This is a genomic window from Nitrososphaera sp., assembly GCF_050748925.1.
Taxonomy (GTDB): domain Archaea; phylum Thermoproteota; class Nitrososphaeria; order Nitrososphaerales; family Nitrososphaeraceae; genus Nitrososphaera.
In genome coordinates this window covers 1-1034 of sequence record NZ_JBOGQF010000260.1, presented here as the reverse complement: position 1 = coordinate 1034, position 1034 = coordinate 1, and the positions used below count along the sequence as shown (strand labels likewise).

1 protein-coding gene and 1 pseudogene are annotated in these 1034 nt (G+C 57.5%); both read left to right on the top strand.

Annotated features, from left to right (window positions below; genetic code table 11):
* Positions 1–259: pseudogene (locus tag ACREAY_RS12115) on the top strand (proline--tRNA ligase); the annotation flags it as partial.
* Positions 260–287: 28 nt separating this feature from the next.
* The gene (locus ACREAY_RS12110; RefSeq protein WP_431756020.1) at positions 288–923 is read left to right on the top strand and encodes a YqaA family protein; all 636 of its coding nucleotides are present in this window, start codon (positions 288–290) and stop codon (positions 921–923) included.
* The last annotated feature ends 111 nt before the right edge of the window (positions 924–1034 follow it).

The window sequence follows — 1034 nt, the reverse complement described above, 5'->3', positions numbered from 1 at the left end:
CCTGTTTGCAAGGGCTAAACAACTCCTCGACGGCTATGTCGCAGCGCCGGCAAGCTATGACGAATTCAAGGCCGCGGTTGAAAAGGGAGGCTTTGCCCGCTCTGGCTGGTGCGGCGCCCTGGAATGCGAGCTCAAAATCAAGGAGGAGACTGGCGCCGACATCCGCGTCATCCCGTTTGACCAGGCCGGCATGGCTGAAAAATGCGTCTACTGCGGCCAGCCGGCGAAAAAGGTCGCCATGTTTGGAAGGGCATACTAATATGGGATTAAAAGCGAGCTAGTCACACTTGGTCGGCCTTGAAGACCTGTTCCCGTTCAGTGACGAGCTCGGGTACCTGAGTATTTTCCTCGTCAGTTTCGTCGGGAGCCTCGTCGTCTTTGTGCCCGTCCCGTATTTCCCCGTCATCCTGGCGGCCGCGCTTTCTGACAAGTTCGACCCGCACCTTATCGCGCTTGCGAGCGCCCTTGGCTCCGTTATCGCCAAGACGATAATATTTTTCGCAAGCTACTACGGCCGCAAGGCGCTCAGCACCACCACCAAAAAGCGTATGCTGCCCCTGCAGAGGCTCGTGAGCAGGTACGGCTGGCCCGGCGCGTTTCTTGCCTCGGCGACGCCTATACCAGACGACATTGTCTACATCCCCCTCGGGCTTGCGCGTTACAGCCCCTGGAAGTTCGCGCTGGCGACCTTTGCCGGCAAGCTGGTAATGACTGAGGCAATAGTGTGGGGCACCATATTCCTTGGCAGGCCGATAGCCGAGGACGTGATTTCAAGCGCCACTGACTATACGACCCTCATAATCATAGGGGTCGCAAGCGTGGCCGTGATGGGCGTGATACTCTACTTTACGCTGAAGCTGGACTGGGGCAGGCTGCTTGGCAGGTGGTTCCCGTGGGCCGTGCGCGACGACGACAGGGCCTAGTGTGTGTTTCCAGTGGAACGACAAAAACGCGGGTAATAGTTCTTTTATTGTAGGACAGGCTAACTTGGCCTGCTATAGCTTTCTGTCGGAATTTGCGCCGCGTTTCAGCTC